Consider the following 15,749-nt stretch of genomic DNA (forward strand, 5'->3'; position numbering starts at 1 on the left):
ATGGATCATGAATAACACAGAAGTTGATTTAGTTTTGACAATACCGATCGCCCCAGCAGCCTACCGCAGCGCTCAAACCCTTGCACAGCAACAAAGTGACCGGGGGAAAGCCAAACAGGTTTATCTCAATGCTTTGGCTGTGCACGCAGTCGATTTCTACTTTCAGTGTATGGAAATAGACACTGATTTGGATGCCAGCAATATTTGGAATCCTGCGATCCAGAAATTCATGGATATTGCGGATTTGGATGTCAAAGGTATTGGCAAGCTGGAATGCCGTTGGGTAAGCCCTGGTGAAGAAGGTGTCTCGATTCCGGCAGAAGTGCGATCGGACAGAATCGGTTATGTTGCTGTAGAGATCGGCCAATCTCTCGAAGAGGTGAAGTTGCTGGGATTTGTCAAAAATGGCGATCGAGAAAAAGTTCCACTTAGCGAGTTGGAGTCGATCGACAACCTGCTAGAATACTTAGACGAGCTCAAGCCTGTAAATCTCAGTCAGTGGTTGCACAATATTGTCGGTAGCGGTTGGCATACAGCCCAAACACTGTTCGAGTCAAAACCAGAATTGCAGTTTGCTTTCCGAAGTCCCCAAGTAGTCGAAAAAAGTGCTTCAGCAGATGTACGCGTACCAGTCAAGCGAGGCAAATTACTCAACTTAGAGTGGGGAAAAGAGCAAGTAGCTTTATTTGTGGAATTGATGACAACCGATGAACCAGATATCGATATTTCGGTAGAGGTTTATCCCACAAACGGTCAAACTAACTTGCCCAACGATTTGCAGTTGATGGTGCTGGATGATGAAGGTGAACCTCTGATGCAAGCTAGGGCAAATAAAACAGAAAATTTGCTTTTTGAGTTAAGCGGAGAACCGGGAGAGCATTTTAGTGTCAAGTTGGCTTTGGGCGATTTCAGCGTGACTGAAAATTTTTTGATCTAATTGTCACTTATCAAGAGGGGGTGTGAATTGTGGATAAGTTAATTGTTTTGAAATTAGACGGAGATTGCGAAGAAGGTTTTCGCTGCACCATAAAAATTGGGAAAAATAATCAATTTCCCTCTACGGACTTTACGGAAAGTAAAACATTGCCAGCCAACCCGCAAATAGCAGCTTTTGAAGAAGAACATTGGCGGGAAAAATATCGAGCTATGGGAACAAATTCCCGGCATCACCAGGAAAATTTAGTGCATTTAATTTACCCTTTTTTGCACAAAGATGCCAAAAAAAATACTGCTGTGAAATCGACGGTGGCTAAAGGATTGTCTTTTCGTCGGATAAAACCGAAAAAGATTAATGCAAGAAGTCCTGTGAATGATTGCAAAGAGTCTGGGAAAAAACTTGTGTTGATGCTGAATGATTGGCTCAAGTCTCCTGAATTTGCTAGGGTAGATAGAATAATTGGGGACAATTTAAATCCAGATGAAGAGGCAAGGGTGCTGATTTGCACAAATGACAAACACTTGCACAAACTGCCTTGGAATCAGTGGGATTTGTTTGAAAGATTTCCGAAAGCCGAACCTTCGCTGAGTAAATTAAACTATGTAACACTGGAAAATCCTGGACAACCTATCCGCAAGTCTAAGGTAAGGATTTTAGCAATTCTGGGAAACAGCGCTGGGATTGATATCACGCAAGATAGGAAAATTTTGGAGGATTTGTCTCCCAATGCTGAGGTGAGGTTTCTAGTGGAACCGAAACAGGACGAAATTAACGACGAACTTTGGGAGCAATTTTGGGATATTATATTTTTTGCAGGACACGGGGAAACTGAGGACGATATTGGAAAAATATATATCAATCAAACTGATTTTTTGACAATTAATGAGTTGTGGTGCGGCTTGAGGAAAGCGGTAAAAAATGGTTTGCAACTTGCAATTTTTAACTGTTGCGATGGGTTGGGTTTGGCTAGAAATTTAGATGATTTTCAGATGATTCCGCAAATGATTTTAATGCGGGAGTTTGTGCCGGATTTTGTGGCTCAAGAATTTTTAAAGTGTTTTCTTAAAGAGTTTGTGGATGGCAAGTCTTTGTATGCAGCAGCGGGGGAAGCACGGCGGCGGTTGGAGAGTTGGGAAAAGGATTTTCCTTGTGCTAGTTGGTTGCCTGTAATTTGGCAGCATCCGGCAGCGAAGCCTGCGGTTTGGAACGATTTTTTGCTGGCACCGGATTCGCCTGCTGTGGCCCCGGATTTGACTTTGCTTCCCACGTCTGGGAAAAGACCGCCGGTTAATGTTTTTTCGCGTTTGAAGTCGGTGATTTTGGCGAGTGCGGGCTGTACCCTGGCTGTGATGGGAACGCGCTATTTCGGGGTGATGGAGCCGTGGGAATTGTCAATGCTCGATCGACTAATGAGCCAGCGCGAACCGGAATTAATCGACAATCGGTTGCTGGTTGTGGAAGTTACAAACAAGGATGCCGAGAAGTACGGCTATCCCCAAACGGATGCTACTTTAGCAAAGGCGATCGACAAATTGCAGCAGTTTAAACCTATAGCAATTGGTTTGAATATGCACCGAAATGTGGCAAGGGAGCCAGGAAGAAAAAATTTAATTTCCCTATTTGATAGCAATCCTAATATTATTACTGTATGCAGTTATGGTTCCAATGATATAAATTACGATCCGCCGCCAGAATTGTCTAAGGCTAAATTAACCAATCAACTTGGTTTTAGCGATTTGACTCCGGATGAATTGCGCCATGAAAAAGGTAGCAGTATTCGCCGTCAATCTCTTTCCTATAAACCAAATCTTTCTAGTTTTACTAACAAGTGTAAAATTCCCACTAGCTTCAGCTTTCTGTTAGCTTTGCGTTTGTTGGAAAATCAAGGAATAAAATCACAGATAAGTAACAATCAAGAGTGGCGAATCGCTGATGTTACATTCAAAAGATTGGCTACTCGTACAGGAGGTTATCAAGATTTAAAGGCGCTAGTAAGTCAAATATTGCTCAACTACCGCGCCAACCCCAAGCCAGCTTTTAAAGTGACGCTTCAAGAAGTATTGGAAGGGAAAATAAACTCTGATTTAGTCAAGGGTAAAATTGTCCTAATTGGTCACACTTCGGAGGTTTCGAGGGAGGATTCTGATACTCCTTACGGTAAAATGTCGGGAGTTTGGATTCACGCTCACATGGTGAGTCAAATCCTCAGCGCTGTAATTGATAAAAGGCCGCTATTGTGGGTTTTGCCGCAATTGCAAGGGATACAGTGGGGAGATGCTGTTTTTGTGTGGTTGGTGGCTGTGACGGGCGGGCTGTTGGTTTGGCGGGGTCGATCGCTCTTGGTGTTGGCGATCGCTAGCGGTGTTATGATCTGTGTGCTGTACCAAGGTTCTTTGGTAATTTTGACTTTCGGTGGCTGGATGCCTTTGGTTCCGGCGGTTTTGGCTTTAGTTGCGACGGGTGGTATCTTGTTTGTGTACGATCGATCTTAATTAGCCTCGGCGGCTGAAATTTCGGAGAAATCTCGGCGGTTGAAACCGCGTTTATACAAGCAAATTCCGAACTCAGAGGGACTGGGAGAGAAGAGGGCTTTTATGTGTAAAATGCAATTGCAGTTAGTTTTGGGTTTAATTTTGGCGATCGATTCTGCGTCAGCGCTGGCAAATCCGGCACATCCAGCTACTGTAGTAGAGAATAATTTGGTCAAAAATCATCGAATTGCGATCGCACAAAACGCCAAACCCCAGAGAAAGCCGGATATAAAAACACCAATCACACCACCAGACAAAAACACGAAACCCGGGGCCGGATCGAAAGTATCAAAAACACCTAACACACCTCCCGATTCTAATACCAAACCTGGTGGACTCGACCCTTCTAAATCATGCAAAAGAACCAATAAGGTAATTGCTCAACCCCTTTAACAAGAAGACAAGATAGACATTAGATAAAGGAATGGAAAAACTCCCCGACTTAAAACAACTATCGAGCGAGGCAAAAGAAGCCTTGATAGTAGAGCTATGGGAGAAAATCCAAAAACTCAGCGCAATATTAGACACCTACGAACCAAAACCCGAGCCAGAGCCATCTCCCAAAAAAACTCTTCAAAATTCCAGCACTCCACCTTCCAAGGGATTCAAGCCCAACATTTGTACCGACGCTCTAGTTGAGCAATTACAACGGCAGCTTATTTTGAGAAATAGCGGCAATTGATTCCCCTGCGATCGCAAATCCCGCCTTGATTTCAACACCCTCGATCAAATCCTGTGGCATATTTTTAAAGACTCCAACCCAAAAATAAATCTAACAATCAATACAGTTGAACCTGAAGCAGCGGAAATTCGGGATTGAGATCGAACTCTCACCGTAAATTTTTCAATAATTGCTTTTTATGTCCTATGTCTTTAGGTTGTAAATTAAGTTGCATCAAATTTAACTAGCGCTATCACTGGGAGCAAAGTATGGCAAGCCTCGTGGTAGAGTTCGGCTAAGTCGATATTTTGGGTGGCGACAAGTTGGCGGCGGTATATTTCAGTTTTGGATCGCAAAGTAAATAATTTACACTCTTGAAAGTGGGACGGGCGGGACGCCCATCCCACAAGAACCATCAATAAGTTATTTAATTCTCATTCCTTTGCTGTTGACTTGATTTGCGATCGCACCAACAATTTTCGATCTGATAGGTACTTGTACGGATTACGAAAATAGTGTTAAGGCTACCAATCAAACCAAATTTCTCAGTTTTTTTTATACTCATCTTTGTTAATTGTGGCACGGGCGTGTCGCCCGCGAGCCATCGGCAGTTAAAAACTCCAAAATTTATGGCACTTTTTCCGATCGAGCAACTAACTGTGATATATATAACTCACTTTTCCTAATTTATATGTAATAATACTTAATTAGATAAATAATTTTACACTATGCGGTCGATCGCCAATGTTAGCTATCGACAACCCAAACAGAATCAATGCCAAATTAAAAACAACATTTCCAGCTCCCTCAATGAAAATAGCCGCGTGTGGCAGTTAATTGCAGTAAATTCAAGTCAGGGATTGATAAACAGATTGAATTTCCAAATTTACACACGATTTTCATATAAATTGACAAATTTAGCCAAACAAATTAATTCTAAACTGTTAGAATAGCTAACAGTTAGTATTACTGCAATTGCGGTGCAGAGCGAATACCTGTACTGTCTATAAAGCAAATTAGCGATCCGTCCATAATTAAATGCCCGAGTCGCCTATACTTACTTACACCCCCCTGGGAAAAGTAAACTAAAAACCTAAATAAGTCACTGAAGCACCCTCCGAGCAAGTGCAGGAGCTTCACAGAAAGCCTCTGTTGACGCCAAGGTTTTTTTACTCAAACATGAAATTTGATTTGTATGCTGCACCAACCGAGCATCCCTTTTGCTCACGCCACCTTGCTGAGTACAGCAATGGTGGAGATTTTTCAGGGGGAAGAAAGATGAATTTGGAACAATCCTCTACAGGAATAACCCCCGATAGCTGCGCTGCGGCAGTAGTGGAAATCATTCCGCTGATTGTGGGGTCGATTCGAGCCCAAATGCGAAATCAAGGAGAACCCTTTTTATCGATATCTCAGTTTCGCAGTCTTATGTTTCTTTACCGCTATCCAGGTTCTTCTTTATCCAAGTTAGCAGATTATTTGGGGGTAACTCGACCGACTGCTTCTGCAATTTGCGAGCGCTTGGTTCAGGAAAAATTTGTAGACCGCAAAGAACATCCTCAGGAACGGCGAGCGGTGGTGCTGAAACTGACAGAAACTGGTCGTGCGAGGCTCGAAGAAATTCAAGCGCTCACCTGTAGCAATATTTCGCCAATGTTCGAGGATTTGTCTGAGGAGCAGATGGAGAGCGTTTTAGCAGGATTGACGTTACTCAGAGAGGTGTTTGACGGCAAATCTAACGATCGGTAAAACCTCATATACATCTATTTACTGTTTAATCTGTGACATATAGGTTGTAGGGTACGTAGTCCGCACCCTACAGCTTTTTTTGACCTATAGCCCAATACGGTTCATTTAACACTCCTTATACTTGGATATCCCCCTCGCATCCCCGTTAAGAAGCAGGATGGTTTTATAGTCATCACAAAAATTAGGTACGTAGTTGGGCTTGGGCCCTCTTTATCCATAGGCCTAAAGAGGGCTTAAGCCCAACTACGTACCTTGATTAGGAATAACAATTTAATAACTTAAGCAATGTTTGCTCGTTGCTCGTTACCAGGAAGAGCCTAGTAATGCAGATTCGGAGGCTCTGCTTCCCTTTACCTTGCCGCTTATGGAGATAGAGGATAGTTATTACATAATTTACTTTTTGGCTGAATTTAACAGCTTTGCTAAAACGTTTCGCGTTATCTGCTGAGCTCCGGCATTTAAAACAGGCGATCGCAACTGCGGCGCATTGTAATCGTCTAATCCCCACGCCCACTGCATCGAACCAGTCGCGAATACTTTCGCCCCCGAATCTGCTGTATAAACCGTCATATCAGCATAGCGAGTCCCGCCGCCGTGAGGGTATGGAGAATGCCCGACCCGAACTATATTTTTCGGAGCATTGCCAAACATTCGATCGACTTCATAACCCAACAGTCCCGGTAACTTGTCGCCCTGTTTTAACTGAGTTTTTTCCAGCAGCCAATCCGGGGCATTTTTATCAATCACAATATCAGAATTAACTTGAAATGTCTCGTACATAACACCTATCAAAGCATCTTCTGGACTTCCGATAGAGTGGTCTCGCCAGCGAGTTGTTACTAAAGAATTAAGTGCTGGCGATTTATTGTAACTTGTTGCTATTTGAGTGCTTTCTAGTTGCTCTGTTCCATAGCTTAATTCCCCAGTATTAGCTATTTTTACTATCGAATTAACGGCGCCTAATTCTTTTTGCAATCCACCCATAGGGTCTAAATCTGCCATTTCTTTATAAGCAACCACAGTTCGGTTTACTTCCCTAGTAATTCGGCTGGGTTCTAGGCGGATCTGCCAATAGCAAATATTGGAACCAAAAAATCCGATGCTGACGCCTTCATCTCTAGCAGCTTCTATATTTTCTCGCATATCTCGCGACCAGTATTCGTCGTGACCGACGGACAAAAATGCTTTGTGAGACAACAGCAACCGGGAGTTAAAATGCGTGTCAATGTTGGTGGCATAGGTAACATCGTAGCCTTCTTTTTCCAGCCACCTGACCATATTGTATTCCCAACCAGCGCTCGAAGTTCTCCTTTTTGGCTGAAAATTTGTCAGAAATTCCCCCGCACCTACGCCGTAAGCTGCTTTGCGGTTGGGACTCATGGCGTAGGGCCGATTAAACGAAACCTTGTAAGCTTGTTTTGCCATGCTGTTCCAGCGGTAAAGGGATTTGTGACCCCAATTGTTGTACGCTTGGAAAGTGGTAACGCTGGATTGAAATAAAATGTCGGATTTGCGATCGTCATCCCGCACTATAAAGATAATATAACTTTGTTTCCCGCTGATACTGGCAGTGAGTTTAGCTAAATAAATGCCGCTCGTCCAGTCGGAAGGGCGATCGCTAATTTGCAAAATATACGGGTCTTTCCAATCGCATTCTATCAGTCCCGATGCTTCATCTTCTCTCGGCGGAGGCTGTCTGATTCCCTTCCGCACAATTGGGTCATTCATCCGGCGGCCACCGAGTCCATTATACCATCCGGTGCGGAATATTTCTATGCTATAATTCGGTTCTTTAGTGTTGACAAATAACTTAATTTCGCCGCCGAGATTGACGCTGGTCAGAGAGGCGTAACCTTCGATTTCTCGCTTCGTAGCAGGATTTTCTAACTCCCAGTCTGGGGTTCCGGGTTTTTGGTTTTCTCGGGCTGTGAGATTGGTGCCGATAGCACTTTTTGCGATATTTGAATAGTCTTGAGAATGTGCTGCGCTGTTAGACAAAAAAGGGGCGGCTAAGCCAAGTGAGAAAGCTTTCAGAAACTCTCGGCGGCGCAATTTCGACAATAGTTTAACTGTCACTGGTTTAAGTCTATGAATTTTAGGTGATAGATTGTACGGTTGGGTTTGGGTGTATCGGGCGTAACAATACTTTACAATAGCCCTGGAAACATCATACCTGAGATAGATTAATTTGCGATCCTCTTCGAGGGCTTCGCCAACGCGCGATCGTCCTACTCCGACTGAGTGATTTGTCTGAATTTTTCTTCACATATAATGTATTAGGTCTTATGATGTATGCCTTATGGCGTATGTCCCATCACCGAACAGTTTTAGATAGAAAAGCCGATTTGAGATGTTTTTAGGTACAAGTCCCCGGAAGCATCCGCGAATCGCCTCTAAAATCTAAAATCTGAAATCTAAAATCGGATGATTTATTTGTGTGAACCAGCTTTATGAGTGAATCAACCAATCCACCGCTATCTCCACCAGTTTCTCGACGAACCGCCCTCAAATTCCTCGGAGTCGGTGCCGCAGGCGGGCTGCTGGGCTACTCTCGATTGTCCAAGCCCGAACCCGCCGTTTTTGTGCAAGATACTCTTGACTTGCCGCGAATGCTGAATAAACCCAAAACCGTTGCAGTTGTCGGCGCAGGATTAGCAGGGCTCGCCTGTGCTTACGAACTGAGTCAGCGGGGTTTCGCCGTGACGCTGTTGGACAAATCGCCCCAACTCGGCGGTAAAATTGCTAGTTGGCCGATACAAGTCGGCAACGAAACCTTTATGATGGAACACGGTTTTCACGGTTTTTTTCCGCAATACTACAACCTCAAAAGTGTGGTCAAAGAACTAGAAATTACCGATAACTTTGTATCTTTAGAATCCTACGCCGTTGTATTTCGAGACGGCAAATACCAACCAGAAGTTTTCCGTCCCAACCATTCAGCTTTCCCCTGGAATATCGTTGATTTGGGGATATCTTCTCCGAATAGGCTCAAGTGGGGAATCAATCTGACAAAACCCGCTCACTGGCAAGTCTTTCGGGAAATCGGCGGTTTTCAAACTCAAAAAAGTTTCGCTCGCCTTGACAATATATCAGTTGCTGACTGGGTAAAAGGTGAATTCCCGCGCGGACTTTACGACTTGTATTTTCTGCCTTTTGCCAAGTCCAGTCTCAACGCTCCCGACGAATTGAGCGTGGGAGAATTAATGCAATTCTTCCACTTTTACTTTTTCGGAAATCCCGAAGGTTTGGCATTCAACGGCACGCGGCAAGATATGGGCACGAGTTTGGTGCAGCCGATTGCCAGATCCATTGAAAGTAAAGGTGGCAAAGTATTGACAGATGTCGCAGTTAGCGGAATTCACTGGGAAAACGGTCAGATTGATTCTTTGACTTATCAGTCTGGAGACGTGCAGAGTAAAGTACCTTTTTGGGTAAAGCGAAACGCGCTGTTAACTGACAGCAACTCTACGGAATATTTCGGCGCTGGCGACAGCGTGTTTGCCGCCGCACCCGGAGGAAAAGAGGCAATTTCTCTGAGCTGTACTCACCAAGGCTGCACGGTTCAGAAACAAAATGACGGTCAATTTCACTGTCCTTGTCATGGGGCAGTTTTTGATGCTGATGGGCGAGTTGTGAGCGGGCCTGCTCAACGGGATTTGCCTCGATTTAAAGTAGTTGATAAAAAATCCGATGAGATACAGTTAGCCACCGCTCCTAATAAGTCGCAACCGCAGAATGCAGGGGAAACATTGAAGGCTGATTATTATGTATTTGCGGCGGATGTTCCGGGGATGCAGCATTTGTTTAGTTTGGCCAGCGGTGAGGTGAATCCGCAGGTGCAGAGCCGAATTGAGGAATTGAAAATAGCCGATCCGTTTGCGGTTGGGCGTTTTTGGTTCGATCGCGATTTTGCCTGGGAACACAGCAATTTTAGTTCGCTTTCCGGCTACAAACTGACTGACAGCATCACACTTTACCACAAAATCCAGGATCAGTTCATCGAGTGGCATCAGAAAACTGGCGGTAGCGTAGTGGAACTGCACGCTTATTGTTACAAGGAGAAGGAATTCCCCAACCAGGAAGTTTTGCTGGCTACTTTTGAGCAAGAATTGTATGAAATTGTACCGGAATTAAAAGCAGCAACTCTGCTGCACCGGGAGTTGGTAAATCAAAAGAATTTCTCGGGCTATCCGCCCGGTAGTTATGCGGAAAGGCCGGAGACTTGCTGCGCTGTTCCCAATCTGTTGTTTGCGGGAGATTGGGTAAAAATGCCTTTTCCTTGCGGTTTAATGGAAAGGGCGGTGAGCAGCGGTTTGTTGGCAGCTAATGCTATTTTATACCAGGAGGGTTTGCAGAGGCGATCGCTCTTGACGGTGAATCCCGAAGGCGTGCTGAAAATCTAAGGTTTGCAGCGGGGCGGATTTTCAATCGTGTCCGCACGAATAAAAACTGGTTCGTAGTGAGGACTTTAGTCCTCAGGAGAAGAAGGACTAAAGTCCTAACTACGAACCTTAAAAAAAACTGGTTCGTAGTGAGGACTTTAGTCCGCATCCATAGAAGGACTAAAGTCCTCACTACGAACCTTTTTATTTTATTTCGAGTTAAATTAGCACACAAAACATTGGTTTATGGCTAAAAGAATCTGGTGGCAAAAACCGCAAATCCGCACCGACGAAGAACAGCAATTGCACCGAAAAGTTAGCTGGCTGGAACTCTTTTTTGACCTGGTATTCGTAGTTATTATTGCCGAATTATCGCACAATCTGGCGATCGATGTTTCTTGGGTAGGCGCGGGTAAATACATCTTGCTATTCTTGCCCGCGTGGTGGGTTTGGATCGGTGCAACTTACTATAATGAGCGGTTTGAGACAGAAGGAATTGAAAATCGATTGTTTACGTTTCTCCTAATTTTGGCTGTAGCGGGATTGGCGGTATTTTCCCACCACGGTTTAGGAGAAACCTCTGTGGGTTTTGCCTTATCTTACGTATTTGCGCGATCGATCGTAACTGTTCTCTGGTGGCGTGCTGGTTACCACGAACCGAGTTTCCGCCCAACTGCGAAACGGTTTGTCATTGGTTCTAGTATTTCGATCGCCTTTTTTATCTTATCCGTTTTCGCACCTCCCCCAACACGTTTTATCTTGTGGGTAATTGGCTTATTTGTAGATATCAATACCCCGATATTTACCCTCAGACACCAATCAAAACTCCCCCAATTTAGCAGTTCCAGACTTCCCGAAAGATACGGACTATTTATGATTATAGTTTTGGGGGAAGCCGTAGTCAGCGTAGTTCAAGGATTAGCCGCCAAAGAACACTTTGAATTCGCCCATGCCATCACTGGAATTCTGGGAATGACGCTGATTTTCGGTATATGGTGGATATACTTTGATTTTGTCGCTCGCAGGCCTCCAAAACCTGCAACTGGTTGGGTATTTGCTTGGGGATATTTGCATATGCCGCTGGTAATGTCGGTGACGGCAACGGCGGCAGGAATCAACAATGTAATTGCCTCGAAAGCAACAGTGCTGCCTTTGAACGTGCGGTGCTTAATTTGTGGTTCTTTAGCGATTTCTTTAGCTGTGATTGCTCTACTAGAAACCACTTTGCGCCGAGATGAGGACGAACCCGCTCACCCGATATGGAGTCCTGCCTTAAAGTTAGCTGCGGCGGTTGTGACACTAATTGTAGGTCTTTTCGGAGGATTAGGAGCGATCGCTCTCCTGAGTTTGTTGGTAATATTACTAGCAATTCAGATGAGTTACGGTTTGTGGGTGTGGTTTCGCTGAGGAGAAAAGTCAGAGCTTGGGAACAAAAAAACATCCGCGTGGCTTTGGGTGCATCTGCGGGTAAAATGTTGAATGAGTATAAAGCAAGAATAGATGCTGAAGAGTAACTGGAAAATTCCCAATAAATCTGTAACGTTTGATGATTTTGCAACAGAATACGATTTCGCTGCCACCTTGGAAAGCCAGAACGATTTTTTTACTAAAAATCTGTCTTCCAACAAAGGTACAGCATTAGATATTGGCTGCGGTTCTGGCATTCTGGCTTGGGAATTAGCTAAGTATTACGAGCGTGTAGTGGCGGTAGATTTATCAGCAAAAATGCTGGCTATTGCTAGTCAAAAACGCTCAGCCCCCAATATCGAATACATCCAAATGGATGCCAGTCAATTAGCGCTCGATCGCCAATTTGATTTAATAGTTAGTGCCACCACTTTTCACCACCTACCCAACCTACCCGTCGCCCTCTCAGGCATTAAGAACTTGTTAAATCGGCAGGGTAAAATTGTCTTTTTAGATAATGTCTCAGAAGTCGAAACACCAGCCACCCTCGGCTACATTATAGGTGCAATTAGAGATTTTATTCCCGATTGTTCTAAATACGGATTTCGCGATGCTTCAAGATTGTTGAAATTTAGATTGTCGCCAAGCTGGTTGAAGCATTTAGCGAGCGACAGGTATTTGTCAGAAGGGAGATTTAAAAGAATTTACGGCCGTTGCTTTCCCGGCTGTTATTTTGTAAAATTGGGTTGTTCTATGGGCGTAATTTGGGAAAATTTGTAATGCAAAATAATGCGATCGAATCGATATCTGCAAGGGGAGAAAAAACTCACATCCGCGAGTTGGGCATTAATTTGGAGCAATGGTATGCAGTCGCCCGCAGCACAGAGGTACAGAGTCAGCCCCTAGCTGTGATATTGTGGCATCGGGCGATCGCACTTTTCCGCGACAGTACAGGCAAAATCAACGCCTTAGAAGACAGGTGCCCGCACCGACAAGTTAAACTCAGCCACGGCAAAGTTAAAGGCGATTTAATCGAATGCGCTTACCACGGATGGCGATTAAATGCAAGCGGAGAATGCGCCGAAGTCGATTATTTAGCAGAAAACCAAAAGCTACCTAACTGCAAAATTCGCTCCTATCCAGTCAAGGAGCAAAACGGTTTTATCTGGCTGTTTCCCGGCGACAAAACCCAAGCCGAAAAAATAGATTTATTGGATTTGCCCGAGTGGGAACATCTCAATTATATTGCCACAGTCTCAGTCATCGACTGTCAGGCACACTATTCATTTTTAATTGAAAATTTGATGGATATGTACCACGGACACTTGCACGATGATTGGCAAGCTTGGGCAAATCCGGTATTAGATAGTTTAGCAGAAGACGAGCATCAAGTAACAGCTCGCTATCAAGCACAAAGTTATTACAAAATAGATAAAATTTGGTCAATTTCCCAGTTATTTTTTAAGTCTCTGCGCCGACTGCACCCGGAACCGCTTGACGTGAGTTATGTTTACCCGAACTGGGTTTCAACATTGGGAAGCGACTTTAAGATTTACTGCTTAGTTTGCCCGGTAAGCGAGACAGCAACTCGCGCTTATTTAGTTCATTTTACCTCATTAAATGCGTTTTGGCGGCTGCACAAATTGCCTGTGTGGTTTCGCAAGTTTATCAAAGATAGCTGTTTCGGTGCCGCTCAAAAGTTATTAGATGGTTTGGTGCGGCAGGATGTGTTAATGATTGAGGAAGAACAGCAGGCTTTTTTGCAGAATTCGGAAAGAAAGAGTTACGAATTAAATCGGGCGTTGGGTAGCGTGCAAAAGTTGATGAGAAGTCAGGCAGAAAATGGGTGATTCAGCCGCAGATTGACATCTGCGGCGCGACGAATGGAACCAGCCTGCACAGGCTAAGTTGAGAGTTCGCCTTTCCAAGCTTGAGCATGGTATTCTAGCAACAGGGAAAATTGACTTTCGGGAAGCAATTACCAACCATACCTAACACAGGAACCAAGCATGAACCGTGTCAGCATCAAGGGTGAACAACATCCGATTAAAAAAATCTTTAGCGATGACTTTATGTTCACCATTCCCCTCTACCAGCGTCCCTATGCTTGGACAAAGGAGGAAGCTGGGGAACTGCTGGAAGACCTGCTAACATTCTTGGGAGATGGTAACGAGACGATTGATGAACTCAACCCCTACTTTCTAGGCAGCATAGTTTTGATTAAATCGGAGCAGCCAGCCGCTGAAATTGTAGATGGTCAGCAACGTCTAACGACTCTCACCATACTACTAGCTGCTCTCAGGGCATCATTGCCAACAGAACACGCCAATGACTTGACCACTTTTCTATACCAAAGAGGCAGCTTGATTGCGGGTACTCCTAATCGTTACCGTTTGACTTTGCGCGAGCGAGATGCAGACTTTTTCAAGGAATATATTCAAAATGAAGGTGGTATTAACAAGCTCAAAGAGTTGAACAGTGTTGAGCTGATGGATAGTCAGAAGCTGATTAAAGAAAATGCACATTTATTCTTGCAACGTTTCCATGCAATAGGCGAACATTGCTGTATACGCCTTGCCCAGTTCATCATTACTCAGTGCTTCTTAGTAGTGGTTTCTACGCCTGACTTTGACTCTGCATATCGGATATTCTCTGTGTTGAACAATAGGGGATTAGATCTTTCTGTAACTGATATCTTGAAAGCTGACATTATCGGAAAAATACCCGAAAGTCAACAAGAAAAATATACTAAAAAGTGGGAAGATACCGAGGAGAATCTGGGACGCGAGTTATTCAAAGATTTGTTTTCTCATATTCGCATGATTAAGGAAAAGAAAAAACTTAGCAAGAGTATCCTTAAAGAGTTTCAAGAAAACATCAATCCTGCGGCTGGGCCTCAGCAATTCATTGATGAAATTTTAGCTCCTTATGCTAAGGCTTTTTCGGACATTTACAACTTAACCTATGAAAGCGAGGCGCGTGCACAGGAAATTAATCAACTATTTAAATGGTTAAACAAAATTGATAATTTTGACTGGGTACCACCTGCCATTCTCTACCTATCTCGCAACCGTAACCGTAATAACCCCGATAATTTGCTGCGTTTCTTTAGAGATTTAGACCGCCTTGCCGCAGGTTTAATGATTGTCCGCGCCAATATCAATGAGCGCATAGAACGTTACAGCAGATTGCTTACTGCTATTGAGCAAGAGGAAGATTTATTCAATTCCTATTCACCGCTCCAGTTTACTCCTGAAGAGTCAAACAATATCCTTAGAGTCCTCGATAGTGACCTTTACCTAATGCAAAAAATTCGTCGTTATGTTTTGGTGCGCTTAGATGCTGCTCTGTCAGAAGGTGAAGCATCTTACAACTTCTCCAACATTACTGTCGAGCACGTACTTCCCCAAAATCTAGGTGCTAATAGTGAGTGGATGAAGTGGTTTGCTAATCAGCAAGAGCACGCTCAATATGTACATCGTCTTGGCAACTTAGTTTTACTATCTTGTGCGAAAAACACTCTGGCACAAAATTATGATTTTGATGTAAAAAAACAGAAGTATTTCACCACTAAAACAGGTGTTTCACCCTTTGCACTTACTACCCAAGTGCTGCGGGAACAGGAATGGACGCCAGAAGTAATCGCTCGACGACAGAAAGAGCAGATTAATGTTCTCAAGAATCTTTGGCGCTTATAGGATAATTGAATTGGATATCAAATTGCTATTATCTATCCATCAGCACAAAAGCCAGAGCTAAAATTAACAATCAAACCAGAAATTGCTTCGGGTGCATCTGGCGCAAGGAAGAGGGCGAAGCATGACCGCATATAAGTTATTAGTTATCATCTCCTATTTTCTGCGGTCATGCTTCGCCCCTACGCATATATTCGCTTGCATTGAGATGCACCCATTGCTTCAAGATTGAAAGCTAAAATCAAAGGAAAAGTTACTCATCCATAAATTAAAATAGAACCCTGTTGTTGGGTTCTCTTCTTGTTCTTGCGAACGAAACATGAAAAAAATTGGCGCGGCCTACACTGCTCTATCGAACAGTTCGGTCGTACATTACTGATTATAGCT

General features: G+C 43.9%; 12 protein-coding genes. 10 read left to right on the plus strand and 2 right to left on the minus strand.

The annotated features are described in order from the left end of the window. Window positions 1-7 precede the first annotated feature (7 nt). From JGK22_RS02660 to JGK22_RS02675, 4 genes are all read left to right on the plus strand, one after another. Window positions 8-937 carry a DUF1822 family protein gene (locus JGK22_RS02660; protein ID WP_293216198.1) on the plus strand — a complete coding sequence of 310 codons (930 nt, stop codon included), beginning with the start codon at window positions 8-10 and terminating at the stop codon, window positions 935-937. A 29-nt stretch (window positions 938-966) separates the two neighbouring features. Continuing rightward, window positions 967-3,429 (plus strand): CHASE2 domain-containing protein, encoded by a 2,463-nt coding sequence (locus JGK22_RS02665; RefSeq protein ID WP_293312284.1) that lies wholly within the window; start codon window positions 967-969, stop codon window positions 3,427-3,429. Window positions 3,430-3,531: 102 nt separating this feature from the next. Then, window positions 3,532-3,861 carry a hypothetical protein gene (locus JGK22_RS02670; protein ID WP_293185799.1) on the plus strand — a complete coding sequence of 110 codons (330 nt, stop codon included), beginning with the start codon at window positions 3,532-3,534 and terminating at the stop codon, window positions 3,859-3,861. Window positions 3,862-3,892: 31 nt separating this feature from the next. Continuing rightward, window positions 3,893-4,150, plus strand: a complete 258-nt coding sequence (locus JGK22_RS02675) for a hypothetical protein (protein ID WP_293185797.1) — start codon at window positions 3,893-3,895, stop codon at window positions 4,148-4,150. A gap of 203 nt (window positions 4,151-4,353) precedes the next feature. On the opposite strand, the gene JGK22_RS02680 is transcribed toward JGK22_RS02675, so the two are convergent. Further along, window positions 4,354-4,485 carry a hypothetical protein gene (locus tag JGK22_RS02680; protein WP_293270445.1) on the minus strand — a complete coding sequence of 44 codons (132 nt, stop codon included), beginning with the start codon at window positions 4,483-4,485 and terminating at the stop codon, window positions 4,354-4,356. Between the two features lie 922 nt (window positions 4,486-5,407). Here JGK22_RS02680 and JGK22_RS02685 point away from each other — a divergent pair. After that, complete coding sequence (locus tag JGK22_RS02685) at window positions 5,408-5,878, plus strand: MarR family transcriptional regulator (RefSeq protein ID WP_293196327.1); 471 nt, start codon at window positions 5,408-5,410, stop codon at window positions 5,876-5,878. A 393-nt stretch (window positions 5,879-6,271) separates the two neighbouring features. Here the strand turns inward: JGK22_RS02685 and JGK22_RS02690 are convergent, their stop codons facing one another. Then, window positions 6,272-7,954 carry a N,N-dimethylformamidase beta subunit family domain-containing protein gene (locus tag JGK22_RS02690; protein ID WP_293312286.1) on the minus strand — a complete coding sequence of 561 codons (1,683 nt, stop codon included), beginning with the start codon at window positions 7,952-7,954 and terminating at the stop codon, window positions 6,272-6,274. 374 nt (window positions 7,955-8,328) lie between these two features. Between JGK22_RS02690 and JGK22_RS02695 the strand changes: the two genes are divergently transcribed. The 5 genes from JGK22_RS02695 (at window position 8,329) to JGK22_RS02715 (ending at window position 15,365) form a co-directional block, all read left to right on the plus strand. Continuing rightward, the gene (locus JGK22_RS02695) at window positions 8,329-10,281 is read left to right on the plus strand and encodes an FAD-dependent oxidoreductase (protein ID WP_293176322.1); all 1,953 of its coding nucleotides are present in this window, start codon (window positions 8,329-8,331) and stop codon (window positions 10,279-10,281) included. Window positions 10,282-10,506: 225 nt separating this feature from the next. Next, a complete protein-coding gene (locus JGK22_RS02700) occupies window positions 10,507-11,667 on the plus strand; it encodes a low temperature requirement protein A (protein ID WP_293176320.1) in 1,161 nt (386 codons plus the stop codon). A 93-nt stretch (window positions 11,668-11,760) separates the two neighbouring features. Further along, window positions 11,761-12,447: a class I SAM-dependent methyltransferase gene (locus JGK22_RS02705; RefSeq protein ID WP_293204749.1), complete on the plus strand. Its 687-nt coding sequence runs from the start codon at window positions 11,761-11,763 to the stop codon at window positions 12,445-12,447. Continuing rightward, complete coding sequence (locus JGK22_RS02710; RefSeq protein WP_293196325.1) at window positions 12,447-13,517, plus strand: aromatic ring-hydroxylating dioxygenase subunit alpha; 1,071 nt, start codon at window positions 12,447-12,449, stop codon at window positions 13,515-13,517. Before JGK22_RS02705 ends, JGK22_RS02710 begins: the two co-directional genes overlap by 1 nt. A gap of 159 nt (window positions 13,518-13,676) precedes the next feature. Beyond that, complete coding sequence (locus JGK22_RS02715) at window positions 13,677-15,365, plus strand: DUF262 domain-containing HNH endonuclease family protein (RefSeq protein ID WP_293196323.1); 1,689 nt, start codon at window positions 13,677-13,679, stop codon at window positions 15,363-15,365. Window positions 15,366-15,749 lie beyond the last annotated feature (384 nt).

The sequence above is a fragment of the Microcoleus sp. PH2017_08_TRC_O_A genome (assembly GCF_020738665.1).
In the GTDB taxonomy this organism is placed as follows: Bacteria; Cyanobacteriota; Cyanobacteriia; order Cyanobacteriales; family Microcoleaceae; genus Microcoleus.